Here is a 26,750-nt window from a genome sequence, read left to right on the forward strand (position 1 = left end):
TTTCTAGCTTTAAAATTAGATAATATTAATAGACAAATATTAATTATTAATCAGAAATGACTAATTAAAAATAGAATTAAATTAATTTATTTAAATAATATTTAATAATTCAAATCCACATTAGATTGTTTTATAAGCATTTTTACTCCCAATATGTAAACTGAGGGGGCACCCCTCTAAAATATGAGGGGCAATCAATGATATGAGTTCGGTGTTTCATGTGACTTTGGTAAGAGCAAATGAGAAGTAAAAATTAGGAACTAAAGGATCTAATAAAAGGATTATAAAAAATCCTAATAAACATCCACCTTCATAACCTCTCTCAACACCGCCGTAGCGTAACAGCCCTTAGGAATGGAAAAAGTCAGCATTACCCCTTCTTCAGTTGCCTCCGCAGCCACGTCCCATATTTTAAAGCGCATAGCCCGCCGTATACCATGACTACCAAGTTTGGGCATCTGGGACACTATGAAATCCTCCAGTAGAAGGTTCTCCTCATCCAGAATCTTTTGCTCCATTTCTCCCAGTTTATCACCGGCCAGTGGTACTTTACTTCCATATAAAGGTGCTGAGGGATGGGCCTGGAAATTTTTTATCTTGGTATCTATTTCTTCTTCTCTAAATTCATGGATGAGGTGTTCTTCATTGTCAATTAAAATATCTCCCTTCACATACTGGTCAATGCCCAGCTTGGTACGTTCACTAACCACTCTGTTGAAAAGGTAGGACTGATATGCATGGACAAACATCCTGCTCAGGGGTTTGGGAATACTTCTAAGTGCCAGGATGTAAGATTTCTCATTCAAAGTTCCTCTCTTTTTCTTTTCTTTAATGAGGGCGCGTAGCATCATCTTCTCATATCTCATTCCACTGGGCATTGACTCCAGGGACTCTTCCAGTTCACCCTCATCATAGAATCTGCGCGCCTCCTGGATGTGTTGTGGCTCGGTATCAAAGGGATGGCCAATGTAACGGTCCACCGCTTCCTTAACACCACCTTTGATCAGTGCTTTGCCCACCAGGTGTGTGTTGGGCCGGTCCTTACCAAAACGCTGAAATCCATAGTAGTTAGGCACTCCCCTCTCCTTTAGTTCGCTGAGGATTTCCTCTGCTTCCTGAGCAGCTCTCTCTGGATTTCCCACATCTCTTACCATCAACCTGAATTTGTTTCCCACCAGTTGTCCCATGCGTAGTTTCTTCTGATTGGGAGTTATATTAATTATTTTAACATGATGAAGCTTATCTTCCAGTCCCTGAAGTTCTTCAGGGGTTTTGTTACTGATACATATCCACTGTCGGGTTACTGCTTTTTTATCTTTCATTCCTGCGAAACCCATCTGTTTACGGTTGATTTTAAGTTCCCTTGCAATGTCCAAAACCACTTCCAGAGTTGTTCTACTATTTTTCTCAATCCAAAGCCAGGTGTTTGGCCCTTCACCACTGGGTTGGGTTTCCGGGATTTCTTCCACATAGAAATCTTCGTTTTTGGTTCTGATCTGTCCCCCAATACCTTTTTGGGAGGTTAAATAAGTTTCTGCGTTTAACATTTCATTAACCACGTTTTTTTATGGATGTGCCTTTTACCGGCATAAATCACTCTATTTTTTATTAAAAGACTGCTCACTGATAATATTCAAAATAATCACTGGAAATTGTAATCAGTCATCTTATTCTATTTAAAATGTACATAGTCTGACTAAAATGTACTAGTCGGACAAATTAAAATTTTCATCAAAATGTCTTCTTAATTATAATTTGATTTCCTGACTAAAGTAATCTCTTTTATATAATCGATGCATCCATACATAGTTTACATAATAGAACCTGAATAACACCAACAGGATGACTATTATTTGAAGTGACTTACGGGGGCGTTTTAATTTGAAGGATAAGTTAGATGGTTTTAAAGAGAAAATATTGGGATTAAAGAAGAAAATCCAATCCCATGAAAACCATAAAGTTTTTTTAGGAATTTTTGCATTTGCTGTCCTTTTTTTGGTTATTTTGTTCCCCATTTATAACGTCTATTCTGCGGAAGAACCTCCTACCACCACACCCACCACCCATGAATCACTGGGAAATGAATCATATGGGAGTGTGATTAAAGAAGGACCCTACGGTAACTCTAGTTCACCAGTAAAAGTGGCATATGTCCTGGGAGAACACCCTCGTGAACATCCTGCCCATAAAACTGTGGCTGAAAATATCAAAGAACAATCAGAATCCATGAAATACTGCTACTATTTATATTACATTAATGTCACCCAGTACGCCTCTGACTTTACAAAAGGAAGAATGAACGGGCAGTTACTGTCCAATAAATATGTGGTTCCAGATGTTGCCCAGGAAAAATTCGCTCTAGCAGTTGATGTCCATGGAACAGACGGTGCATACTCCAAAAAAGTTTTCCTATTCACACCCATCCAAAGAGGCAGCTCTATGGATATTGCCTATAACTTAACCAACACCCTGGAAGGCGTCCCCTATTACAATGCACCAAACCCCAGCAGCACTACATACACCACCATTCCCTTGATTAAGAAAGGGGTTCCCGCTATTGTTTACGAATCATTTACAGACCAATCCTACAACTTGATTAAAGAACAGAATAAAAAATTTGTCCTGGGTGTGGATAATCTCAATCTAGATCCTAATCCCTGTTATTAGAGATTCCAATCATTATTATGGGAATTTTGCCTTTAAACACCACTTAATTGATGTCTTTCTTTTCATCATCTATCTCGAAAAAAATACATTACAGGCAATTTATGATTTAGGGAACGATTTTTGCTAAAAGTAGCAATCTATAAATATTAAACATTGTAATGTGTAATTAACGCACATGGTGAATACATGCCGAAACATATTGCATCTGGATTAAAATACTTGGCAGCGGTGAAGCTCAGAGAACAGGGCTATTTCCAAAAAGACATTGCAAATAAACTGGGAATGGACCGATCAACAGTTTCTCATTATTTAAATGGTAGAAATCTGTCCTGGAGTTCTATAGAAGTTGCAGAAGCTGTTTCCAGTTGCTGTAACCGGGACTTCCTATATATGACCTACTCCCTTACTGGGGACATTGATAACACCCGCACCATTGTTGACATCCTCATTGAACAGGAATTCCAGGCCAAGGTAAAAGATACTTGTATTGGCTGCGGAGTGTGCGTGGATGCCTGTCTCATGAACAATATTTCAATTGTGGATTTAAAATGCCATATAAACACCGAAGGGTGTTGTGGGTGTTTGGAGTGCCAGTTAAACTGTCCAACAAGTTCTATACAAGTTTTAGAAGTTCAAAATCTTAATAAATGATTTGAACCATGTTTAAAAAAAATAACAGGATAAATTAAGTTTTTATACCGTCTTATTTTTCATTTTGGGAGTATTGTCATCTTACAGCCGGCCTATCTTCATAGTCCGAGGGTAAGTAAACATACATATAGATACCACTGGGAAAACGGATCCAATTTCCATCCATTTACTCAGAGCGACGGTCCACCAAACGCTTTGGTCTACCCCTGACCTTATATAATTCAAGACCTCCAGGCCCAGTAAAATTGAAGTGTATGTTAAATGTACCATCCTGGTGTGCTTCAGATAGGGGAAGCTTGTATTGCAGGAATGATTTTAAAAAGTTTTCCTGAACCAGTTCATGTGCACAGTTTTTGGTATCCTGACACTCCACACTTACCCTGAGGGTGACCTCCTCCTCATCACCATAGAGAAATGCTTCATATTCACCGGTCAGGTAGTCCATGTTCTCTCTCTGAAAAACACCCCTCTCAACATCTACCCGATTAAATGGTGCACCCATAACCCATGCTGTTTCTGCCTCCCTTTCAGGATTCATTATCCTCATGTGAGTGCGTCCGCAGGGACATTTATCCCTACTTACCACCACTGAAGTGTCTTCTGTGTCATAATTCAAAAGCAATGTACCTGTTTTACCACCCGGAGGTAGGAGAGTGGTTAAAACTATCCTACCACATTCACCTTCATCTACAAAGTTTTCTAGGGCCGGGTCATAGAGATCCAGGTGTACCATGTCTTCAGGAACATGTAAACCCACTTTTTTATGGCATTCTCCACACATGGTGCCCTCAGTGCTGCCGTAGGTGTTGTAAACTGGAACTCCCCACACTTCCTCAACATAGGCCCGTGATTCATCAGCGAAACTTTCCCCACCTGCAATTAAATGTTTTATACTTGATTCTTGAGGGTTTATCCCTTCTTTTTCCATCCTCCGAGCCAATCTGAGGAGTTTAAATACACTGGCCACTATTCCAGTGGGCTGGTAGCTGTTCATGATGCGCACCGGGAAAGAACATTTCCCCTCGGGGATGATAGCTATTCCAATCTTCTGGGCGGCCATGGTCATGGTACTGGCCCCTACATTCATCCCGTAGCTGGCGCAGATCACCACCCTGTCACCGGTGCCAAAATTTTGGGACACAAAAGCACGAGCATACTTTTCAGCATACCGATTCCAATCATCCCAGGTTAAAAAGAATGATTTGGGCATGCCACTGGTTCCACTGGTCTCATGAATGGTGTAAATTTCATCCCAATCCATACATTTGAACTCAAATTCCTCAGTTTCAGGAGGCTGTTGTTCCCGCATGATCTTTCCACTGATTATGGGCAGTTCACGCAGATCCTCATGCTCCCTGATATCCCCGGGTTTTATATTATTCTGCCTGAACCATTTACGATAAAATAAAGATTTTTCTGCAGCATACTGCACAGTATAACGGATTCTCTCATCAACCAATGCATCCAACTCATCCCGGGGCATGGTTTCAATTTCTTCCCTAAAATAAGTCATTAAATCCCCCTCTGATCCCATTTTTTTAATTATTATGTCTTTACTTTCTTTTTACCTTTGTAACATAATATGAACTCCTAAATTAATAATGATTACGAATCCTAAATCACCCCAGGAATACTAAAGGAATTTTATACTAAAGATTAACCTTAAAATAAAACAAAAAAGATAATGAATTAAAAAAACAACTTAAATCATATATTTGTTAAAAAAAAGGAATTTCATAATAATTAGATTACTTAAGTGACTGGGGAGATTATGAAACTTTACACTATTATAATTATATTACTAGCTATTTTAGTGGTTTTAGGGGCTTCCTTGGAATATTACTCCAACACTTCCAATGATCAAAATACAATTAAAGTAGCTTACTTACCCACAGACCATAGCGCCGCGCTACTAGTAGCTAAATATAATAAAACCTATGAAAATAATGGTTTAAATGTTAAAACCGTTCAAATAAGCACTGGTTCCAGTATTGTAGACGCAGTGGCTAGTGGAGATGTTGATATTGGTTACGTAGGGATAACTCCAGCCATGCAGGGGATAAGTAAAGGAGTTCCCATTAAAGTTGTGGGAGCAGTTAACATGGTTGGAAGCGGAATTGTGGTTCAACCAAACTCCACCATAACCAGTCCTGCAGATTTAAAGGATAAAAAAATAGCCACACCAGGGGTTAGCTCCATACAACAAGTATTATTAGTTTATGAACTACAAAAATACAATATCACTCAAAAAGATGTGGATCTAATTTCAATGAATGTTTTTAATATTCCATCAGCACTGGCAGCCAAAAAAGTCGACGCTTATATCTCTTATGAACCATTTGTGTCAATAGCTCCCTATCGAGGTGTCGGTCAGGTGTTAATGTACTCTGATGATATTCTGGAAGACCATCCCTGCTGTGTGATTATCGCCAGGGAAGATTTCATAGAGCAAAATCCCCAAGAACTGAATACATTCCTCCAAATCCATAAAAACTCAACAGAATATGTCAATACTCATCTTAACGATACTGCAAATATTCTTACGCAGGAACTAACCACGAACGAAGAGCTTGAAACGATGTCTCTTCAGCACATAAGATTCGTTTACTCTGTGAATGAAGCATATCAGGATAATGTTTTAAACTTCATGAACATTGAAATCAACATGGGATACTTGAAATCGAACCTTACAGCTAATCAAATATTCAATACACAATTTTTAGGTGGTTAACTCTATAGAGGGGTAAAAAAATGCGCAAAATATGGATTTCACTAATTTTACCTATTTCAGTTGTTGTTATCTGGGCACTACTCACCACATTCACGGGATTAATACCATCTTATTTTCTTCCCAGCCCATCTGAAGTTTTAAAATCGTTCGGAGCACTTCTAATGAACGGACAACTTATTGCAGATACTTCTTTAACTTTACTGCGAGTTGTACTGGGACTCTTAGTCTCTGCACTGGTGGGTATTCCCCTGGGGATTTTAATGGGATGGTCAAAAACATTTAATGATTTTACCAGTCTGACAATTGGTTTGCTGAGACCAATTCCACCCATCGCCTGGATACCATTCGCTATTTTATGGTTTGGTGTTGGACTGGAATCGGCGATTTTCATTATATTCGTGGGCAGTGTTTTCCCCATACTCATCAACACTATGGATGGAGTTAAAAGAGTGGATAAAGTCCTTTTAGAGTCAGCTTATACTCTGGGAGCCAATCAGACGCAGACTCTATGGAAAGTAGTGGTACCAGCTTCCCTGCCTAGCATTGTCACTGGATTGAAAGTAGGTGTGGGGGTTGCATTAATGTGTACCGTAGCTGCAGAGATGATAGGATCCAACAATGGCCTCGGATACCTCATATTCACCTCAACCAGCATGTTAGATACAGGTAGTGCCATTGTAGGCATGTTAACCATTGGAGTAATTGGATTAGGTGCGGATTATCTCTTTAAGAGAGTTGAGAATGAGGTGAGCTGGTGATAACCCTGGAAAACGTTACTAAAAGTTTCATTCACGAAGGGCAAAAACAGGTAATTCTCCAAGATATTAATTTTAATGTAGATAAAGGTGAATTCCTGTGCATAGTAGGACCATCCGGTTGTGGGAAAACCACATTGCTCCGGATGATAGCCGGACTGGACTTCCCCACCAATGGTCGTATACTGGAAGAAGACGGTGAAATATCCGGCCCCAGCATAGAAAGGGGTTATGTGTTCCAGCAGTACTCCCTGTTCCCCTGGCTCAACGTCCTGGAAAATGTGACCTTTGGATTAGAATTAAAAGGAATTGAAGAGGAAGAAAGACTCCGAAAAGCCAGGGAATATCTGAAAATGGTGGGATTATCCCAGGCAGAGAACAGTTATCCCAAGGAATTATCTGGAGGAATGAAACAGAGGGTGGCCATTGCCCGTTCACTGGTTAACGATCCCCATGTTCTTTTAATGGACGAACCATTCTCTGCACTGGATGTGCAGACCAGACACAAGCTTCAGGAGGAACTGGTGCGTATTTGGAAGGAAGAACATAAAACTGTTATTTTCGTTACTCATAACGTTGACGAAGCTGTTTTTCTGGCTGATCGGGTTATTGTCTTAAGCCGAAACCCTGGGAAAATAATTAAGAGTTTCCAAATTGAACTTACTCGGATTCGAGACCGAAATGCACCCCAGTTTCTGGAACTTAAAAAAGAAATTACCGGCTTTTTGGATGATGAATTGTGATAGTTCATTTTTAAATTACATATAATATTAGAATTTCAGGGAAATGTTCCAGTTTCAAGAAACCTTCTACCATAAACAGGGAAAAAATAATTCATTATATCACTAATTGTGAATATTACATCACAAATAGCAATAGTTATATGATGGTTAAGTCCAGGATATAATGAGAGATAACGAAGAATGAAAGTTGTATCTCCACAAGTTTCTCCCTAAAAATGATGGATAGGATTGATATGCAAAGATTGAACCTGATTGAACTTTCTGAAATACAAAAGTACCGGAAAGAGAAAGAAAACTATCAAAAAGAGAATGAAAGACTGAGAGAATTCTCTTTAGAACTCTTTAAAGAAGGTTTTAGGTTAGGGTTTAAAAAAGGATATGAGGAAGCTTTGGAAAAGGATGAAAAAGATTAAAGCTGATCTTCACATAATCCTAGCGTATTCCTATAATCTCTTTAACCTGATTAATATCATCTAAACTTTCCAAAACAAAATCAGCCCCTGTTTCTGCCAGTTCCTGGGTAGAGTATCTTCCAGTGGCCACAGCTATGGTACGAAGTTTGAATGGTCTAGCTGCTTCCACATCACGAGGAGTATCCCCAATAACGAACACCTGATCCCCCTGGTATCCATGTAACTCCCGGGCACGTTCTAAGGCTTTTTTAACCAGACAGGGCCTTTTTGGACTGTCACTGCCAAATCCGCCAAATGAAAAATAGTTATCAATACCGGCCCTGTTCAGTTTAGCATGGGCAATTAGTTCCAGATTGCCCGTGGTAAGGCCCATAAGCACTTCATCCTTTTGAAGTTCCCCTAAAAGCTCTTTAACACCACCTAAAGCCATGACATTTTCCTGGTGTACATTGGCCAGATAGTAATCAGTCATGTAATTTAAACAGGCCTGAAAATTCTCTTCAATGGTTTTATCCGGTATGTTTCCCATCTCCAGAACTTCTCTCAATATTTGAGGGTCTGTTTTTCCCGCGTAGTTTATACCACTTATATCCTCTTCCATTCCATAGAACTTACTGACTGCGTGCACAAATGCCATGTAGTGGCAGCGGGCACCCCTAACCAGTGTGCCGTCAATATCAAAAAGGGTTAAAATTCCATTATCCATAATATATCGCCTTAATTAAAATTAATTCATTGATTGACCAGTAGTAATGATCCGTATTTACGATTTATATTCATTAATCAAAAAATTATTAATCAAAAAATTTGAGGGAAAAAATTAATGAAATAAGCCATCAATTTCGTGATAGAAGGTCTTCTGCCGCGCTTTCAGCTATTTCCATAACTTCAACCTCATCCAAGACTAAAACTTCCCTTTCACGCATTAAAATCTGCCCGTTACATATAACTGTGTTTACATCAGATCCTTCTGCTGAGTAAACCAGATGTGAAACTGGATTCCTGTAAGGAGTGAGGTGAGGTGCTTTCATATCCACCAGGACCAGATCCACTTTCTTCCCCACTTCAATGCTCCCTATCTCTTTTTCCATGCCCAGTGCAGTTGCACCATTGATTGTGGCCATTTCAAGGACTTTACCTGCAGGTAGAACTGTGGGATCAAGTTTACGCACCTTTTGAAGGAGACTTGATGTTTTCATTTCCTGGAAGAGATCAAGGTTGTTATTGGATGCAGCTCCATCGGTTCCCAGAGATACACATACGCCATTAGCCAGTAAATCCGAAACAGGAGATATACCCGAAGCCAGTTTCATATTGCTCAGAGGGTTGTGGGATATTTTAACATTTTTATCCTTGATCAAAGCTATTTCCGCCCCAGAAAGCCATACTGAGTGAGCTGCCGTCACATCAGGTCCTAAAAATTTAATATCCTCCAGGTACTCAAAGGGCCTCTTTAACCTATCATTTAAACTATCTTCAACTTCTTTCTCAGTTTCTGACACGTGAATGTGAATTCTAAGTCCTTTTTCATCTGCTTTTTTGCGAACCCAATTTAAAAGTTCAGGCGAACATGTGTAAGGAGTATGAGGTCCCAGTGCCACCTGAATCCTGCCATCTGCAGTGTTATGGCATTTTTCTATGATGCGCAGAGTTTCCTTATATTCTGCCTTCCTTTTTTCCTCATCAAACAGATCGATCATTCCATGGCAGAGTAGTCCTCTTATACCCGATTCATCAACGGCACGGGCTACATCATCCATGAAAAAGTACATGTCATTACAAGTGGTGGTTCCGGATTTAATCATCTCCAGTGCCGATAAAAGGGCTCCGGCATAGCAGTGCTCACCTTCCAGGTGTGCTTCCACCGGCCATATATGATGGTTTAACCATACATCCAGGGGCAAGTCATCGGCTAATCCCCTCATTAAGCTCATTGAAAGATGAGTATGGGTGTTCACCAGCCCGGGGATGAGAAACTTCCCGTCCCCATCAATGATTTCATCCGCACTATTATTAGAGTTATTACGAGTTATATCAACGATTTTATCGTCTTCTATGAGTACTGATCCTTTCCTAACTTCACTTGAAAGGATAGTAGTGTTTTTTATGAGAATACTCTGGGTTTCCATGGGACCACCTATCTATATAAGATTGGGGAAAATAACATAAATATCTACAGTATACAACATGCTAAAATCTACATGCACCAGGTACATTATTTTTACCCGGTTTCAATCATTTTTACTAGATCATGTTTTAGATGCACCTATTAAAGTTTTTAACTAAATTTATGTCAGGAGGATTTTTCTAGATGAAGATAAGAATAGCCCTTCCATCCAAGGGAAGGATAAGTGACCCTGCAGTGAAGCTCTTATCCAAGGCAGGGATTGGATTGAAGGATGCAGTTAATCGTCGGCTTTTTTCCGAAACCTATGATGAGCAGATCAGTGTTATGTTCACCAGGGCCGCCGACATCCCTGAATTTGTGGCTGATGGCGCCGCAGACCTGGGAATGACTGGTCTGGATTTAATAGAAGAAAAAGAAGCCCTTGTGAAGATCTTAGAGGATCTTAAGTTCGGAAGATCCAAACTGGTGCTGGCAGCTCCTGAAGACTCAGACATAAAAAAATTTTCAGATGTTAAGGATGGCTCCATTGTGGCCACTGAATTCCCACATCTCACAGAAAAATACTTTAAAACCAACGGCGTTCCGGTTAAAATTGTTGAACTCAGTGGATCAACAGAGATAGCTCCTTTTATTGGTGTTTCGGATCTTATAACTGATCTGACCAGTACCGGGACCACCTTGAAGATGAATCACTTGCAGATGGTGGAAACCATCCTGGAAAGTTCAGTGCACCTTATAGCCAATCCAGACAGTTACCAGAGTAAAAGGGAGAAGATTGAGGAAATCAGAACTGGAGTTAGGGGTGTTCTGGATGCAGAAGGTAAGAAACTGGTGATGATGAATGTGGATGAGGAAGTCCTGGATGAAGTTAAAAATGCCATGCCCGGAATGACCGGACCCACAGTCTCCCAGGTTCTTTCCAACAGTGGTGTAGTGGCAGTGCACGCCGTGGTGAATGAACACGAAGTATTCCAGGTGGTTAACCGTTTAAAAAAGATTGGTGCCCGGGATATTCTGGTGGTTCCTATTGAAAGGATTATTTGATAAATCTAAGATATTTGATAAATCTAAGAATTTGCATATCCAAAAATACAGAAATTCTAAAAATAAATCAGATGTAGGTGGATTTTATGAAACTTTTAAGATTTAAAAAGGATGGTATGGAGAAAACTGGGGTGGTTATCAATGGGGGGATGGTGGAAATACATCATTCCCTTATTGAAGCATCCCAATCACCCTTGGATGATCTTGAAAGGAAGGAATTTTACTCACTGGATGAGGTTAGGATTATTCCACCGGTCAAACCCAGTAAAGTGATCTGTGTGGGTTTAAATTACAGGGACCATGCTGAGGAGTTGAATATGGATCTACCGGAGGAACCTATACTGTTTTTAAAGCCACCAACAACTGTAATCGGCCATGAGGACAGCATTATATACCCCCCTCAGTCCCATCAGGTGGACTATGAAGCTGAACTGGCAGTTATAATTGGCCATGAAGCCCGTTTTGTTAGCCAGGAGGATGCTTTTGATTACATAGGAGGTTACACTGCCCTAAACGATGTTACTGCCCGAGATTTACAGCAAAAAGATGGTCAGTGGACCCGTGCTAAGAGTTTCGATACGTTCTGCCCAATTGGGCCCTGGATAGAAACTGAGATGGACCCCTCTAATCAGAAAATCTCCTTAAAATTAAACGACGAAGTTAAACAGAATTCAAACACTAAAAACATGATATTCCCTGTAGAGAAACTGGTGGAATACATATCCCACATAATGACACTTAATCCAGGGGATGTCATTGCCACCGGAACTCCACCGGGTGTAGGGCCAATGCAGGTTGGAAATGTGGTTGAAGTGAGTTTAGATGGAATTGGAATCTTAAAAAATAAGGTAACCCCATAATTTCCTTAAATCTAATTTCAAATCATTTAGTTCAATCAATAAGTTTGATTAATAACACTTGTAAAATAATAGTAGGGAGACCCCCTAAATGGACAATAATCCATTCTCCCATACATTTCCTATTTCATATTATCCTATTCTAGTTTTCCTACTCTATATACAGAGCTGGTTTGTATGGTAGGGCATTCCTGGATTTATTTTGAGGATCATAGTCTGGTTCAGGGTGAAGTATGATTTCAGCACCGGTTTCTCTGATCAAATAGTCCTGTGCATCATCCAGAAGCTGTTTTTCATCCAACCAACCCACATAATTTATTCTGGTCATTTCCCGGGCGATTTTCTGGGCGAATCCAGCCAGTTCCTTTTTATCATCATGGATATTGGCTTTAATGGCCTGCCCCATGATCCTTCCTATATCTGGCTTTCCAACCTGGCGGGCAATGTCAAAAACCTCCCATTTCCATTCTGGGGCCAGGTAAATGTGAACCTTCTCTGCTTGAGTCTGGGTTATCTTCTGGATCTCTTTAATATCATCCACCAGTCCCTGGATGATTTCTTCACCCTTGTGAACCTTTTCATTAATTAGATCCGGATCAGGCTGAGGCCATGGTGCTGCTGATACGAATCCTTGTCCTCCGTGTCTGTTCCACAGTTCTTCACAGGCGTGGGGTGTGAATGGGGCCATTAATCGGATCCATATTCCCAGTACGTAGGCCAGGACGGTAGTTATTTCCTCAAGACCTTCTTTTTCCCTTAGTTCCTGGTCCACTCGGTGAAGATAGTGGTCGATGTCCTTTTTAAACAGGAATAGTGCTTCTTGGAGGGCTTTACGTGTCTGGAATCCTTCCAGTGCCTGGGTGGCGTCGCGGACGCGCTGGTTTACTTGACTGATCATCCAGGCGTTTATTGCCCGATCAACTGTTGGAGCCACAATGTAGTCGTTTAGCTGAATCTGGGAGCCGTGTAGTTCATCCACATATTCTGCAAATTTTAAAAATGATTCTAAACGTTTTTTTGTCCCTATAACCTCTTTTTCTCTCCAGTCAAAGTCCTGCCATGGTTCTGCCGAGGACATGAGGAACAGTCTTACCACGTCGGCTCCGTGGATTTTAATGGCATCTTCCAGGAGGATGATGTTCCCCTTGGAGGAGGACATCTTATGCCCTTCCAATAATCCCATTCCAAAGACTACCACTCCACGGGGTCTTTTTTCCTCAGGGAATATGGCCGAATGGTGGAAGATGTGGAATGAGAGGTGGTTTCCCACCAGGTCCTTGGCTGACAGTCTCCAGTCCAGCGGGTACCAGTAATTGAATTCTTCCTTCATACCCTCTGGTATGTTGGTTTTGGTGGTTGGTTTATCCAGGAATATGTGATCGAAAAATTCCTCATCCAGTTCCTCAGGATCTATGTTCTTCAGGTGAGGGGCAATGGCGTAGTAACTCATGTAGATGGTGGAGTCACTGAGGGGTTCTATTAACCACTGGGGGTCCCAGGGTAGGGGTGTTCCAAGACCTATTCTACGGGCACACGCCCAGTCATGTAGCCAGTTAAGGTAGTATTCGAAGTTGGGCCGTATCTCCGCAGGTACGGTTTTCATCCGGGAGAGGGTGTTCTGGGTGGTTTCGGTCCATTCTTCATCGGAGTACTTGAGGAACCACTGGTTGTCCAGGATCTTAACCACACACTCTGTACCACAACGGCAGATCACCGGTTTTTCCGCGAATTCGTGCATTAAATCCCCTTTACCTGCTTCCAAGAGGTTTTCTTTAATGGCATCCCTGGCTTCTGGTACTCTTAAACCGGAGTAGCCGGTTACGTGTTCATCCATAACTCCCTTGGCGTGTTCCAGTTTGTACATTTCATTAGTGGCTTCTTTGAGTTTAGGGTCTTCCTGGCTTTTAACATCCATCTTCCCTATCATTTCCACCGCAGGGTGTTCTCCGAATCCTTTGAGGCGTATGAGTCCTATTGGATGGATTTTATCCACTTCATCAGTTATACCATATTTTTCAAGGGTTTTTAGATCCTTTTTAAGGTCTGCTAGGGCGATATAATCTGCTGGAGCGTGTGCCGGTACTGAGTAAACCACTCCAGTAGCGTAACCAGGGTCTACAAATGAGGCCGGTAAAATAATGTGTTGTTCCCCGGTTACCGGGTTTTCCACATAATTCCCTATTAATCCTGGAGCATCTACGTCACCCACCAGTTCTAGGCCTGTTTTTTGATTTGAAAGATTATCGTATGCTTTTTTACTGACAATCCATTCTTCCCCATCACTTTTGATCTTAACGTATTCTTCAGCCGGATTTAACCACAAGTTGGTGGCTCCGAACAGGGTTTCTGGACGGAAGGTGGCAGCAACCAGGTATGTTTCCCCCATTTTAAACTTGATGAGGGTTAATTCGTTGATGGCTACACCTTCCCCTTCCAGGAGGTCATGATCTCCCACTGGATTTTCATCATCAGGACAGTATTTAACCGGGTGGGCTCCTCTACGCACTAATCCTTTTTGGTTAAGTTTTTCAAACTGCCAGGTGATGAATTTCTGGTAGTGGGGATCGATAGTGGTGAATTCACGTCTCCAGTCTATGGAGTAGCCCAGCTGAGTCATCACCTTGTGATACTCCTCACTGAAGTATTTGACAATGTAGTGGGGATCTGTGAATTTGTTAAGCTCTTCTTCTGGTACTTTGTGAACATTCTGATATATGTCCAGAGTCCAGGGGTCCCTTCGGCCTATACGCTTGGCTATGCCTATGACCGGTGCCCCGGTTACGTGCCATCCCATTGGGAATAACACGTTATATCCCTGCATCCTTTTAAAACGAGCATAAACATCAGGAACTGTGTAGGTACGGCCGTGTCCCACGTGCATTGCCCCACTGGGGTAGGGGTAGGCCACGGTTAGGAAAAGTTTCTCACGATTATCAGGGTTAGATTGGAATAATTTTGATTTCTGCCATTTTTTCTGCCATTTCTCCTCAATTTTAATGTCTGTCACTAAATCACCGCCATGATTAAAGTTTAATTTGGTAAAAACTAATTTTATATTTATTAATATTAATTTAAATCGATATTTGATTTGAAATCTAACAATTAATTAAATATATAACAATTAAGTTTTAATGCTTTTCCAGTGAGTTATCCAGCCAATCTAAGTAGTCCTTTGATCCACTTTTTATCTGGATTTCCAGTGCACATGGTGTCTGGTAGCTGTGGATTTCTTTAACCCTATCTATAACTTTATCCACCAATTCCGAACGGGTCTTCACCAGGAGGATGGATTCAACGTCCTCCTCCAGATTTCCTTCCCACCAGTAAATAGATTCCATGTTGGATATTATATTAGCACATGCCACCAAACGCTCTTCTAATAGAGTTTTAGCTATTTTTTTGGCTTCTTCTACTCCCGAAGCAGTGATATAAACCATGGAATACATTTTCAAAACATCTCTTGATAATTTCTCCCTTAATTAACTCTATCTAATTGTGAATTCCTATGTGAATCTAATTTTATTCTCCTTAACTGATTTCTAATCTCAACAATTTTAACTCATCAATTTAATCTCATACTGAATATTGAGAGGTTTATTTGATTAATTAGGGGATTTCAGAGGATTAATTGATTATTAAGGAATTAATCTATAATTATTATTAAGGATTAATCTATGATTAATGAAGCTTATCTGATTACAGTTGGTATGGGCGGCATCATTGATTTGTGTTCGGCTGCCAGCATCATTACCTTAACCCTAACCACTTCATCCAGTTTAATCTGAAGTTTAAGGGATGCTTCATCCTCTTTCATCTCCTGCTCAGACATCAGGTACAGAATCTTATCCAAAATATCATATTTGATCCCTAAATCTTCTTCATCAGTTTGACCAGGCCATAAACCAGCAGTGGGGTCCTTGGTGATAATGTTCTCATTAACTCCAATATACCTTGCCACCCTGCGGACATCAGTTTTGTACAGTCCACCTATAGGTAGAATGTCCACCCCACCATCACCATACTTAGTGAAATAGCCAACCAGAAGTTCTGTTCGATTACCCGTACCAACCACCAGCCGGTTCAGGGCATTAGCATGATAGTAAAGAATTACCATTCTCATCCGTGCCTTGAGATTCGCACCAGCGAGAATGTAGTTTTCATTATCTGCAGAACGACTGCAAACATCCTGCACCGGTTCAAGGAGTGGATCGATAGGGATGATTTTGTATTTTATACCTATTTCTTCTGCCAAACTTACGGCATCATCAACATCTTCTTGACTGGTAGTCTGGCTGGGCATGATCAATCCCAAAATTTTATCCTTATTCACCACTTGGGCGCATAGTTTGGCCGTAACCGATGAATCCAAACCCCCACTAAGACCTATAACCAGTCCTTGAGCATTTGATTCTATTAATGAACTTTCAATGAACCCAGATATCTCTCTTGACACCCGTTCCACATCTAACACCGGTAAGATCCCATTATCACCATTCATATAAATGCACCATTGCTTGATTTAATTCAATTAAATTCCAATATGAGATTATTTCAGCCAATGGCAGATTAAAAACCAATTATACCCAATTATAATCTTATTTTAAAGGCAAATCAACTTTTAATTACCCATTGTACTTGGTTCAAAATGTTTAATTATGTTTTATATATATTAGGGTCCTTTATTTTATATGATTTTGCACAATTTTTATATGCCCACAGAATTTAAGTATGATAATCCAATGGAAACTATTTAACTTGGAAAGATTGAGGTTTAATATTAGAGTTTATTTTAGGCTCATTACGATCTAGAATAAATAATGGAGGCATAAAATAATGGCATTTAGAGACCTTTTCCATTTTAAAAAAGGAAAAACAACATTCGTGTTTATTGGAGGGAAAGGAGGAGTAGGTAAAACTACCGTATCCGCAGCAACTGCCCTATGGTTGGCTGAAGAGGGTAAAAAAACCCTGGTAATCTCAACAGACCCTGCTCACTCTCTTTCTGACTCTTTAGAAAGGGAACTTGGACATGACCCCCGCCCTATAGGTGAAAACCTTTGGGCTGCTGAAATCGACCCAGAAGTGGCCATGCAGGACTACCAGGCCAAGATGAAGGAACAACAAGCCCTTAACCCTGGCATGGATATGGGAATGATGCAAGATCAGATGGAAATGGCCACTATGGCCCCTGGTATTGATGAAACAGCTGCTTTTGACAAATTCCTTCAGTACATGACCACTGATGAATATGATATTGTGGTTTTTGACACTGCACCTACTGGTCACACCCTGAGACTTCTATCCTTCCCTGAAATGATGGATAGCTGGGTCGGGAAAATGATCAAAGTCAGGAGACAGATCGGTAGCATGGCCAAGGCTTTCAAGAATATCATGCCCTTCATGGGAGATGAAGAAGAAGAGGACCGTGCCCTGGAAGACATGGAAGCCACTAAAAAGCAGATCCGTGCTGCTAGGGAAGTTATGGCTGACCCGGAAAGAACCTCCTTTAAAATGGTGGTCATCCCTGAAGAGATGTCTATCTACGAATCTGAAAGAGCCATGGAAGCACTGGAAAAGAATAACATGCACGCTGATGGAGTTATTGTCAACCAGATCCAGCCTGAAGAGGCTGACTGTGATTTCTGCCGTGCACGACGTCAGATTCAACAAAAAAGAATGGAAAGTATCCGTCAGAAATTCGGTGGCCAGCTGGTGGCTGAGATACCATTATTCCGTGAGGAAGTTAAGGGTACTGATAAACTGCGAGAAGTGGGTAAGATCCTGTATGGGGAGCCTGAAGTAGCTTCCTAAACTCTTCTTTTTATTTAAACATCTACTATTCTCTTTTTATTTATTAATATTATCATTTTCAGTGAAAAAGCTTCAACGCGTTCTTAATAAATCCTTCCAGAGCCTGATCATAGTTAAAATAGCCCTGTTGATAATGTTTGGTTTGGCAGATCATAAAAGTGTAGGAATATAAGGAAAGTGCGAATGCATTGTAATCTATTTCCCTACCCGGAAGGTTTTCTTCCAGATATTTACCTAAATATTCCACAAATTCTGCTCGCATGGGATCAATATTACCACTTTTTTGAGTGTTGGATAAGAAGATGAATTCATAATTATCTTCGGCTATCCCTGCTATGTCTGTAATTAAGGTTCTTAAAAAAACATTAGGATATTCAGAAACATTCTCTGCAAGTGTTTTACCTACATCTTCTTTAACTTTTGCTATATTTTGAGTTAAAACCTTGTTAAAAAGATTTTCCTTTGTTTTAAATTTTCTGAACAAAGTTAATTCACTGAAACCCGCTTTTTGTGCTATAAGTCTAGTTGTAGCACCTTTATATCCTTTTTCAGCAAATATTTCTAAAGCTGCGTCTAAAAATTTCTGTTCCGTTTTATCAACCATGTTTACATGCAACCATTAATGTCAGATTATCAAATTAATTCTTAAATGAACATTCTATCTTAAATAGAGAAATTCTAAAACTCATAAATCGCCATTCAAGTATCCCCCACCCCATGGGGGTAATAATCAACCCAGAATCAACCCCTGATATTTTTTTCGTTAGGGCCATGTAGAGTTTCTGGATTTACTATGCTAATCCTAATCGGGTATTTATGTTTTCCAGTTAATTATTAAAGTATATTGTTAAAAAAAAATTCGCCAATTCAAGTTTAACAGCAGCAACCATACCCGGGTGAGTTTAATCTGGGCGCATTTGTAAACTCATTCAGTAAATAAAAACGTTTTAATTAATTGTCTAAGAAGATACTGCACTGTTTACAGCCAGATACGATACATCAGCTGCTTTATTAAGGCATTGTTGGATGTATTTATCATCACCAGTTTGTATCCACTGTTCCCAGGCAGTTTCACTCCTCTGATTGCAGACAGATAGTGTACTATTCATATCTCCAGTTGTATCGGTGATGTGAGGTTCCAGGAGTATTGCCTGTAACTCGCATCGGGTGTGATCATAACCAGAATTACCACCAGAATGGGGTGGACATACACTGTCAGAAAGATAATGGGTTGCCACTCCAAAACAGTAACTGGCCTGTTTATAATCTTCATTCTGATAGTATTCCCTGCCTTTTAAAAGCCAGTAATTTGCTTTTTCCTCACTGGCAGGGTAGTGATGGTACTGGAAATCAAAAAACTTATAATCAGGATCATCAGCCCCGTCAAGCATCTTTGAGAGGTCCAATTTATCCTGTGCATCGGCAGGGAGGGAGTAATATACTTCCTCGGCAATTGCATAATGATTAGGGGCAGCCCAGGCAGATACTGGTTGAACTAACGCCAAAAATGCAGCAAAACTGATAATAATCATTATAATAGTTTTTTTCATGGATCCTCAAATATGGTTTCAAGAGTGATTGTAGGTTTCAAGAGTGGAAAATTTAATCTAAAAATTGATTTTAAAGAAATGTATGTATGAGTTAAAGAATGTGTAGTAAGTACTCATATTTAAATATATATGGTATAGATGATAAAAAAAATCCGTTCCCACCCACTTAATGTACCTAAAAAACTAAATTAAATATTATGGAATGAAATGTTTCATATAACTCATTCAGGTTGATATCAAAATGCACGAAAAATCCTGCCCCATCCATCCAAGCCAAATTCCATCCTGGAAGAAATATTTAAGGGGAGTTCTCAGGATAATAATCTTGATTAATGCAATTTACCAGATCATCGCCGGTGAGGTTTTCTTCGGTATTTTAGCCATTTTAGCCCTGATAATACTGGTAGCACCCTGGTTTTTCACCAAACACAGGATATGTGTTGTTCCCATTGATATTGAAATACTTTTTTTAGTTGTGGTCTTCTTCGAATTGATTATGGCCGATGCTTATAGTTTCTATAGTTTGGTGCCTTACTATGATAAATTCATGCATTTACTGGTCTCCTTCGTTGTTGGTTTAGTGGGAATGGTGATTATTTACACATTCTACGCCCTGGGAAAGCTTCAAGCCAGTACGGGAGTGATGTTTGCTCTTATCGTTTTAATAACTATGGGGCTGGGAGCCGGTCTTGAAATGGCTGAATATTTCTATGATCAGGCTCTGTATCCTTTAATTAGACCCTATTTGCCCACAGGACTCACTCAAGGATCTATGATTGCATCCCCCCTGGCAGATACCATGGAGGATTTATTTGTGGACACCCTGGGAGGTGTATTAGGGGCGGCGATAGGAATTATTCTGATTAAAAGAGAAGAGAAGAAAGGAAGGGAATTGGAAATGTTGGATGAATTGGAGGCCCTTGCTTCAGGGAATGATGGATATGAAAAGGAATAATCAATAATATGGTGATGAATTACAGGTGGTTAAGCTAAGGGTTGTGGAAAAATAGATTATAATTATAAAAGAATTACTAACATTTTAGTGGCTTTTCTAGTGTTCATGGTAATTGTATTAATTTTCAGACTTTTAGCTGACTTTGCGGATGAAACATCCCCTACAGGACCCATTAAAATCTTTTCATGGATTTGTGGTTCAGTGATTGCCTTTAAGATTTTTGAAATTATGTCTGGTTAAAAATAAAGGCATTCACATATCTAATTAAAGCCTTCCCCTATCTAATTAATTGGGTGATTTAAATGTTGATAAAATCCATTAAAAACTGCGAATACTTTCAGGTAGCTGATGAAACTGTTCTCTGTGAACTCCTTCATCCTAAAAATGAAAATCTCAAAATGGGTTGTAGTGTGGCCCATGCCATCATCGAACCAGGTAGGGCATCTTTACCTCATAAATTAAAGAGCTCGGTGGAAATTTACTACATAATAGAAGGTGAAGGTAGAATGCACATCGACAATGAATCCAGGGAAGTTAAACTCGGTGATGCAATCTACATCCCCCCAGAATCATCCCAATGGATCGAAAACACTGGTGATGAATATTTAAAGTTTTTATGTGTGGTAACACCACCCTGGCAGGAAGAAGACGAAGAACTGTGTGATTAAAATTAATCTTGTAATGATTAAATCTGGTAGTGATTTGTAGTGATTAAAAATCTTTTAACATAACTAAATTAGTAAATGACCATCACACACAGGTAACTGAACTCCATAGCAGCAATTTCTTCCAATCGTCCCTTAAACAGTCTTTCATCAGGGTAGCTGAGTTTTTCACATACTGCCACTTTTCTTTCCGGAGGGGTTCCATTTTCCAGGAGGAACTGTGCCAGTTTCTCCACCCTGAAGTCGGGTAAAACAATGGTGGGCTTCCCGTTATCCAGAAAATCCAGTATTACCTCAGAATTTCCTTTCCCATGGAGAGTGAGCAGGTTAACCTGGTCCCATGGTAGCTGGAGTCTGGCAGCGGCAAGTTGCAGGGAGCTGATACCAGGAATTACTTCCAGTTCCAGGTCATTCCGCAGATTCAGTATTGGTTTTAAGACCCCGGAAAATCCAGGGTCGCCTGTGGAGAGAATGGCCACATTTTTACCTTCATCCACCAGTGAAACTGATTTTTTCATCATTTCATCCATGTTCCGTGCCCGGAGCACCAGAGTTTCCCCCACGAATCCAGGGAACAAATCCAGAGCCCTCTGACTCCCCACCAGCACATCCACAGATTCAACGACTTTTATGGAGGCTGTAGTTAAATAATCACTGGATCCAGGTCCGGTTCCCACCAGGTAAAGTTTTGACATGTGCAATTGCTCCTGTTTCTTGATATGAACTGTATATTTTTGATAATATGTATTATTTGATAATATGATTAATTTTAATGTTTGATTAATCTTTAATTTTCCATTATCTAAATAGATTTTATATTCACATTATTTGATTTCCCTAAAATCTTTAATAACCTGGGAAGTAAAAAGACTAGTAGTGATTTATTATGCTCCAAATTGCAGTTACCGGAAAGCCCAACGTGGGCAAATCATCTTTTTTCAACGCAGCAACCTTATCCGAAGTTGAAGTGGCGGGTTATCCCTTCACCACCATCAACATCAACAAAGCAGTGGCCCATGTGGTTAAACCCTGCCCCTGCCGTGAATTAGAGGTGAAATGCAATCCTCGAAACTCCCAGTGCCTAAATGGTCAGCGACTGATCCCAGTGGAGTTGTTAGATGTTGCGGGGCTGGTTCCCGGAGCCCATGAAGGCCGGGGGCTGGGTAACAAGTTCCTGGATGATCTGCGCCAGGCCCGGGTATTCATTCACGTCATTGACGCCTCGGGATCCACTGATGAAGAGGGAAGGCCCTGCGAAGCAGGTTCACATGACCCATTAGAGGATGTGGATTTCCTGCAGCACGAAATAACCATGTGGCTATTTGGAATCTTGAATAAAAACTGGAACAGACTGGTACGCAAGGCACTCTCTGAGAAACTGGACATTACCAAGGTAATAGCAGAACAACTCAGTGGAGCTGGCATCATGGTGGAAGATGTGCTGGAAGCTAAAAGAACTGTTACCAAGGAATACAAGGACTGGGAAGACGAAGATATCATAGACCTTCTGGATAATCTCCTGAAGATTGCCAAACCCATGTTAATCGTTGCTAACAAGGCAGATCTACCCAATGCAGAGGAGAACATCCAGAGACTTAGGGAAAAATATGATAATGTGGTGCCTGCTTCTGCCGAAGCTGAGCTGGCATTAGCCAGGGCCGCGGAAGCAGGGCTCATTAAATATGTTTCTGGTGAATCTGACTTTGAAATCCTTCAGGAAGACAAACTGAGCCCCCAGCAGATAAATGCCCTGGAGTATATACGGGAAAATGTTCTCCAAAAGTACGGGGGTACTGGAGTCCAGAAAGCCTTGAACCAGGCCATCTTCAACTTGTTGAACATGATCGTGGTTTACCCTGTGGAAGACGAGCACAAACTCTCTGACCAGAAGGGTAACGTGCTTCCCGATGCATTACTCATACCCCGTGGGTCCAAACCAAAGGATATGGCATTTCTCATTCACACTGATATTGGAGAGGGTTTCATGCACGCCATTGATGCCCGGAGCTGCCGCAGGGTGTCCAGTGACCATGAACTGGATGATGGGGATATAATTAGTATTATATGTCGTTAATCTGGTTCTAATGCACTGTTGATTGCATTTGTAAGTACAGATGTGGGAGTGTTATCGTACTGGAACATGTAGATATCATTTTCTCTGAGAATGTCCTTGGGAAGTGAAAATTCCATGGCTTTTTTAACTCCATGAGCCACACCTAGTGCAGTGGCGTAAACTAAATATCTATTCCAGAGGTTAACTGAATTTGGAGGATACTCTTTTATCAGACTAAAATCTTCAACATATGTTTTAAAACTATCCCAGTGTGCATAATATTCTCTACCATACTCAGTCCATCTTCCTGCAATCTTTTCTGGCATCACAATGGATATTGCTGAAGAAGCTCCCAGAATAATGGATGACACCCCCATGTAATACACTGCGGCTAAGGGATTAACTCGTATGAAAACCTGGGCTATTAAGGCCACAGCTAACCCCAAAATACCAAAAATCTTGATATATTTATCCCCTTTTCTTAAAAATGCCTTTTTTAAGTTCCCATCATTTATTAAAGTTTGTTTAACTTCATAGGCCCATTTTTCATAGGTTTCCCTGAAAAACTCTGCGCTTTCAATGTAGGACATGCTTTCAGATATTAAATCCATGGAAATAATGCCATCCTGCTCGTATTCTATTAAAAAATCTAAAATCACCCTTTCAAATTCCCAAAGAGAAGAAACATCCTTATCTGTATTAATTTCTAAAAATACAGAACCATGTGAATTTAAATCATCACCGTCAAATTGAACATCCTTTAAAATGAGATAATTCCTGTCGATTAAGTCCATTATTGTGGCATTAAAACCATCTATATCTGGTATTCCTATTTTTTTGTAACCACTACTACCACAAATCGCATTTACAATTGCAGGAGGGTCATCTGTTGGCAGATCATACTCATACATTGTATTATAGTCAATTTCAGGTTCCCTGCCATAAAATAAGTAAATAACAAGGGGGATAAATGACCCTGCCACCATCAAAACTGCTAATATTAAATATAAATATGTATTGAAGTCATAAGGGAGAAGATAACCACCATACGACATGTACTGGAATAAGTATATAAAATTATAGGAAACCGCAACGATTAAAAATATTAAAATTAGAAGTATCTGGTTTATATTCTCCTTTAAATCCATATTATCACTCAAACGATTAACATTGTAACCATTTAATCAGATTTAATTACATACTTTATTTTCGTATTAATCTTTAAGAATCTTAAATACCAAGGAAAACACTATACAAAATATTATTTTCATGATCCAGCTTACAGTAAAAAATAATAGATAGGGGTGTTTTGATTAAAAAGCACCCCCTCCACCACCAATATCTCCTCCACCAATATCACCCACTCCTCCAAAATCAGACCCTGCTGAAGCAGAGCTGATACCAGTATCCAGGGATGAAGATAAAAGAGCATATCCTCCGTAATAATGGAACATGTATATATCACTGCCTTCCAGCTGGTCACTGGGCACGTACAGCTCCATTGCTTTTCGAACTGCATCAGCTGCTCCCAGTGCTGTGGCGTACACCAGGTACTTGTTCCAGATGGTAACTGACTCAGGAGGATATTCCTTTATCAGACTGAAATCCTGGATGTATTTTTTGAAATTATGCCATTTGGCATCGTACTCTTCACCATAAGTGGTCCACTGGCCTGCGATCTTCTGAGGTAGGATGAGGGAAATGATCGATACCACTCCCAGGACTATAGATGCCAGCAGTGCGTAACCCGCAGCCGGTAAAGAGTCAGTAATGGTTATGAAGAACACGATAGCGGCCACTATGATTCCCGCCACCCCGAAAATCTTCAAGTAGGTGTCTCCCTTCTTAATGAAGATTTTATTAAGCTGATCATCGCTGAGGAATTTATCTTTTAGATCATCTTTCCAGTTGTTGTAGGTGTCACGGAAAGCCTTTGCAGTTTCGCGATCCGATAAATCTGTGGAGATCTGGTCCAAGGATATCAGGCCATCTTCTTCGAACTCCTTCAGGAAGTTTAAGATGTCCAGTTCAAATCCTTTGAGGGATGATTTATCCTTTCCAGGGTTTACTTTAAGGAACATAGAATCATCGATTCCATACCCTTCTTTGGATGGTGGTTCTTTCTCCATTAAAAGGTATTTCCTGTCGATTAAGTCCATTATGGTGGCTTTAAACCCATCCATGTCGGGCTCCCCTATTTTCTTGGAGAACCCGGGACCACAGATGGCATTTACCAGGGCGGGTGGATCATCAGTGGGAATATCCCGCTCGTATTCTGCCTGATAATCTATTTTTGGCTCCCTCCCATAACGGAAGTAAATAATTACCGGGACAAAAATGGCCAGAATCATCAAAATTGCTAAAATGGAATATAATGTGCTTTTAAAGTTTAGTTGATTCTGGTAATCGTTCTGTATCTGTTCTATCTGACTTAAGGCATCCTGATTTATGATGGTTCCGTTGGTGGGGTTAGCTGAGAATTGACTTTTGGGCAGGACCATCCTAACTTCGAAGTAATCACCAGAAGGAATATTTCCACTGGTTACCTCCAGGGTGTTACCCTGCCAGCTAGAATTTTTAGCATAATACGGTGGATTCAGCCAGTATTTCACACCATCACTGGATGGAACATGAATTTTTGCATTGAGCTGGTCAATGGGTACTTCCCATCCTTCACCCACCAGTTTATACTGTAATTCAGCTATGTCATTGTAAAACCGTAGCACATGCAACAGGTCATATTCAAGGGTGACATCCACATCTTTACTGGAAATGGATGTGGTTTTTGCTGCATCGGAGTATAAATATATTTTGATCCGCTGATTGGTGCCCTGGTCGATTATTTCCTGACTGGAATAAGCTCCCTGGGTGGAAACCTTCACGTTCTGAAGAATTTGGCCATTTTTTAAGGGCAAGTCCCGGTAAACTCCATTGTAGGTTCCTGAAAAAGAGTAATGGATGGTTTCTTTAACATGGATGGAACCATCATTCTGCAGGAAAAGATCCATATCAAGGGAGGGTATGGAATAACTCCTGTCTTCAGCAAAGGCATATCCCGTACATAAAAGTAGAATAATGGATAATGTAGCTATTAAAATGATATGATTCTTTTTATCCACTTGTAATCCTCCTTAAGGAATTAGAACTCAACTTTTGGGACTTCTCTTTTGATTTCTTCCATTTCGAAGAACTCTGCTTCCTGAAATTTAAAGAGGGATGCTATGATGTTACTGGGGACCATCTGGCATTTGTTGTTGTACATCAGCACTGTGTCGTTGTAAAACTGTCTGGAATAGGCTATTTTATTCTCAGTTTCCTCTAACTGGCTTTGTAGCTCCAGAAAGTTTTCATTGGCCTTCAGTTCAGGATAGTTCTCTGCCACCGCAAAAAGACTCTTCAGAGTGTCAGTTAATATATTGTTTGCTTCTGCAGTTTCTTGAACTGTTTCAGCATTCATTAACCCTGCTCTTGCCTCGGTTACATTTTGAAAAACTGTTTTTTCGTGTTTAGCATATCCTTTTACAGTTTCCACCAGGTTAGGTATGAGGTCTGCACGACGGTTCAACTGAACATCAATCTGGGACCAGGCATTTTTAACTCTATTTCTGAGCTGAACCAGACTGTTGTAAAGATATACAAACAGTACCCCCACCAGAATCAGTATAATTAGTATTATTAGTTCGATTATCATTTTTCCATCACCGGTCATAAATTTAACATGTTCTTA

General features: G+C 40.3%; 25 protein-coding genes. 12 read left to right on the plus strand and 13 right to left on the minus strand.

Going from position 1 to position 26,750, the window contains the following annotated elements; all coding sequences use genetic code 11:
- Positions 1-293: 293 nt before the first annotated feature.
- Positions 294-1,547, minus strand: a complete 1,254-nt coding sequence (gene truD, locus HY987_RS09680; RefSeq protein WP_292758006.1) for a tRNA pseudouridine(13) synthase TruD — start codon at positions 1,545-1,547, stop codon at positions 294-296.
- A 334-nt stretch (positions 1,548-1,881) separates the two neighbouring features.
- On the opposite strand from truD, the gene HY987_RS09685 reads away from it, so the two are divergent.
- Together HY987_RS09685 and HY987_RS09690 are read left to right on the plus strand one after the other, a co-directional pair.
- Positions 1,882-2,667: a hypothetical protein gene (locus HY987_RS09685; protein WP_292758008.1), complete on the plus strand. Its 786-nt coding sequence runs from the start codon at positions 1,882-1,884 to the stop codon at positions 2,665-2,667.
- A 186-nt stretch (positions 2,668-2,853) separates the two neighbouring features.
- Positions 2,854-3,318 (plus strand): helix-turn-helix domain-containing protein, encoded by a 465-nt coding sequence (locus HY987_RS09690; RefSeq protein WP_292758010.1) that lies wholly within the window; start codon positions 2,854-2,856, stop codon positions 3,316-3,318.
- Positions 3,319-3,484: 166 nt separating this feature from the next.
- Here HY987_RS09690 and ftsA read toward each other — a convergent pair whose 3' ends face one another.
- On the minus strand, positions 3,485-4,831 hold the full coding sequence (gene ftsA, locus HY987_RS09695) for a coenzyme F390 synthetase (RefSeq protein WP_292758012.1): 1,347 nt from the start codon (positions 4,829-4,831) through the stop codon (positions 3,485-3,487).
- A 258-nt stretch (positions 4,832-5,089) separates the two neighbouring features.
- Here ftsA and HY987_RS09700 point away from each other — a divergent pair, with 258 nt between their 5' ends.
- The 4 genes from HY987_RS09700 to HY987_RS09715 all read left to right on the plus strand — a co-directional run bounded on the left by HY987_RS09700 (position 5,090) and on the right by HY987_RS09715 (position 7,960).
- Positions 5,090-6,049, plus strand: a complete 960-nt coding sequence (locus HY987_RS09700; RefSeq protein WP_292758014.1) for an ABC transporter substrate-binding protein — start codon at positions 5,090-5,092, stop codon at positions 6,047-6,049.
- 20 nt (positions 6,050-6,069) lie between these two features.
- Positions 6,070-6,807, plus strand: a complete 738-nt coding sequence (locus HY987_RS09705) for an ABC transporter permease (RefSeq protein WP_292758016.1) — start codon at positions 6,070-6,072, stop codon at positions 6,805-6,807.
- Positions 6,804-7,547 carry an ABC transporter ATP-binding protein gene (locus HY987_RS09710; RefSeq protein WP_292758018.1) on the plus strand — a complete coding sequence of 248 codons (744 nt, stop codon included), beginning with the start codon at positions 6,804-6,806 and terminating at the stop codon, positions 7,545-7,547. Before HY987_RS09705 ends, HY987_RS09710 begins: the two co-directional genes overlap by 4 nt.
- 233 nt (positions 7,548-7,780) lie before the next feature.
- Positions 7,781-7,960, plus strand: coding sequence for a hypothetical protein (locus tag HY987_RS09715; RefSeq protein WP_292758020.1), 180 nt, complete (start codon positions 7,781-7,783; stop codon positions 7,958-7,960).
- A 19-nt stretch (positions 7,961-7,979) separates the two neighbouring features.
- Here the strand turns inward: HY987_RS09715 and HY987_RS09720 are convergent, their stop codons facing one another.
- Both HY987_RS09720 and HY987_RS09725 read right to left on the minus strand, forming a co-directional pair.
- Positions 7,980-8,666, minus strand: a complete 687-nt coding sequence (locus HY987_RS09720; protein WP_292758022.1) for an HAD family hydrolase — start codon at positions 8,664-8,666, stop codon at positions 7,980-7,982.
- Positions 8,667-8,796: 130 nt separating this feature from the next.
- Complete coding sequence (locus HY987_RS09725) at positions 8,797-10,089, minus strand: amidohydrolase family protein (protein WP_292758023.1); 1,293 nt, start codon at positions 10,087-10,089, stop codon at positions 8,797-8,799.
- Between the two features lie 182 nt (positions 10,090-10,271).
- Between HY987_RS09725 and hisG the strand changes: the two genes are divergently transcribed.
- Positions 10,272-11,132, plus strand: a complete 861-nt coding sequence (gene hisG, locus HY987_RS09730) for an ATP phosphoribosyltransferase (protein ID WP_292758025.1) — start codon at positions 10,272-10,274, stop codon at positions 11,130-11,132.
- Positions 11,133-11,218: 86 nt separating this feature from the next.
- A complete protein-coding gene (locus HY987_RS09735; RefSeq protein ID WP_292758027.1) occupies positions 11,219-11,992 on the plus strand; it encodes a fumarylacetoacetate hydrolase family protein in 774 nt (257 codons plus the stop codon).
- Between the two features lie 148 nt (positions 11,993-12,140).
- On the opposite strand, the gene leuS is transcribed toward HY987_RS09735, so the two are convergent.
- The 3 genes from leuS to HY987_RS09750 form a co-directional block, all read right to left on the minus strand.
- Entirely contained in the window at positions 12,141-14,996 is a 2,856-nt protein-coding gene (leuS, locus tag HY987_RS09740) for a leucine--tRNA ligase (RefSeq protein ID WP_292758029.1), read from the minus strand.
- Between the two features lie 121 nt (positions 14,997-15,117).
- On the minus strand, positions 15,118-15,435 hold the full coding sequence (cutA, locus tag HY987_RS09745) for a divalent-cation tolerance protein CutA (protein ID WP_292758460.1): 318 nt from the start codon (positions 15,433-15,435) through the stop codon (positions 15,118-15,120).
- 242 nt (positions 15,436-15,677) lie between these two features.
- Positions 15,678-16,487: an NAD+ synthase gene (locus HY987_RS09750; RefSeq protein ID WP_292758031.1), complete on the minus strand. Its 810-nt coding sequence runs from the start codon at positions 16,485-16,487 to the stop codon at positions 15,678-15,680.
- Positions 16,488-16,822: 335 nt separating this feature from the next.
- Here HY987_RS09750 and HY987_RS09755 point away from each other — a divergent pair, with 335 nt between their 5' ends.
- Positions 16,823-17,800: a TRC40/GET3/ArsA family transport-energizing ATPase gene (locus HY987_RS09755; RefSeq protein WP_292758033.1), complete on the plus strand. Its 978-nt coding sequence runs from the start codon at positions 16,823-16,825 to the stop codon at positions 17,798-17,800.
- Between the two features lie 58 nt (positions 17,801-17,858).
- On the opposite strand, the gene HY987_RS09760 is transcribed toward HY987_RS09755, so the two are convergent.
- Both HY987_RS09760 and HY987_RS09765 read right to left on the minus strand, forming a co-directional pair.
- A complete protein-coding gene (locus tag HY987_RS09760; protein ID WP_292758035.1) occupies positions 17,859-18,404 on the minus strand; it encodes a TetR/AcrR family transcriptional regulator in 546 nt (181 codons plus the stop codon).
- A gap of 355 nt (positions 18,405-18,759) precedes the next feature.
- Positions 18,760-19,350 (minus strand): zinc dependent phospholipase C family protein, encoded by a 591-nt coding sequence (locus tag HY987_RS09765; protein WP_292758037.1) that lies wholly within the window; start codon positions 19,348-19,350, stop codon positions 18,760-18,762.
- A 241-nt stretch (positions 19,351-19,591) separates the two neighbouring features.
- Here HY987_RS09765 and HY987_RS09770 point away from each other — a divergent pair, with 241 nt between their 5' ends.
- Together HY987_RS09770 and HY987_RS09775 are read left to right on the plus strand one after the other, a co-directional pair.
- Complete coding sequence (locus tag HY987_RS09770; RefSeq protein ID WP_292758039.1) at positions 19,592-20,305, plus strand: hypothetical protein; 714 nt, start codon at positions 19,592-19,594, stop codon at positions 20,303-20,305.
- Positions 20,306-20,607: 302 nt separating this feature from the next.
- Complete coding sequence (locus tag HY987_RS09775; protein WP_292758041.1) at positions 20,608-20,973, plus strand: cupin domain-containing protein; 366 nt, start codon at positions 20,608-20,610, stop codon at positions 20,971-20,973.
- 68 nt (positions 20,974-21,041) lie between these two features.
- On the opposite strand, the gene cbiE is transcribed toward HY987_RS09775, so the two are convergent.
- Positions 21,042-21,665 (minus strand): precorrin-6y C5,15-methyltransferase (decarboxylating) subunit CbiE, encoded by a 624-nt coding sequence (cbiE, locus tag HY987_RS09780; protein ID WP_292758043.1) that lies wholly within the window; start codon positions 21,663-21,665, stop codon positions 21,042-21,044.
- A gap of 191 nt (positions 21,666-21,856) precedes the next feature.
- Between cbiE and HY987_RS09785 the strand changes: the two genes are divergently transcribed.
- On the plus strand, positions 21,857-23,044 hold the full coding sequence (locus HY987_RS09785; RefSeq protein ID WP_292758045.1) for a redox-regulated ATPase YchF: 1,188 nt from the start codon (positions 21,857-21,859) through the stop codon (positions 23,042-23,044).
- Here the strand turns inward: HY987_RS09785 and HY987_RS09790 are convergent.
- The 3 genes from HY987_RS09790 to HY987_RS09800 all read right to left on the minus strand — a co-directional run bounded on the left by HY987_RS09790 (position 23,041) and on the right by HY987_RS09800 (position 26,714).
- Positions 23,041-24,171, minus strand: a complete 1,131-nt coding sequence (locus HY987_RS09790; RefSeq protein ID WP_292758047.1) for a DUF2207 domain-containing protein — start codon at positions 24,169-24,171, stop codon at positions 23,041-23,043. The genes HY987_RS09785 and HY987_RS09790 overlap by 4 nt on opposite strands.
- A 165-nt stretch (positions 24,172-24,336) precedes the next feature.
- Complete coding sequence (locus HY987_RS09795; protein ID WP_292758049.1) at positions 24,337-26,142, minus strand: DUF2207 domain-containing protein; 1,806 nt, start codon at positions 26,140-26,142, stop codon at positions 24,337-24,339.
- 20 nt (positions 26,143-26,162) lie between these two features.
- Positions 26,163-26,714: a LemA family protein gene (locus HY987_RS09800; RefSeq protein ID WP_292758051.1), complete on the minus strand. Its 552-nt coding sequence runs from the start codon at positions 26,712-26,714 to the stop codon at positions 26,163-26,165.
- Between the last annotated feature and the right edge of the window lie 36 nt (positions 26,715-26,750).

It is taken from the genome of Methanobacterium sp. (assembly GCF_016217785.1).
GTDB lineage: Archaea > Methanobacteriota > Methanobacteria > Methanobacteriales > Methanobacteriaceae > Methanobacterium.